Raw genomic sequence first — 256 nt, forward strand, 5'->3', positions numbered from 1 at the left:
CTGCTCGAGGTCCTCTACGACGAGGACGACACTGTTGACGTCGGCGAGGTTATTGCGCGCGTCGGCGACGCAGACGCTGCTCCGGACTCCGACGAGTCGGCCGAGGAAGAGGCGGAGAAGGAATCTGCCGAGGTTGAAAAGGACGATGAGCCAGTCAAGGCTAACGAAGAGACCGAGGAAGACTCCACCGACGTTGACGCTGGCGATGCCACCGATGTTGAGATGCCGGAGCTCGGCGAGTCCGTCACTGAAGGCA

1 pseudogene is annotated in these 256 nt (G+C 61.7%); it reads left to right on the forward strand.

Going from position 1 to position 256, the window contains the following annotated elements:
- A pseudogene (locus tag ADA16_RS04230) lies at nt 1-256 on the forward strand (pyruvate dehydrogenase complex dihydrolipoyllysine-residue acetyltransferase); the annotation flags it as partial.

The organism is Corynebacterium vitaeruminis (assembly GCF_001054325.1).
GTDB classification, from domain to species: Bacteria; Actinomycetota; Actinomycetes; order Mycobacteriales; family Mycobacteriaceae; genus Corynebacterium; species Corynebacterium vitaeruminis_A.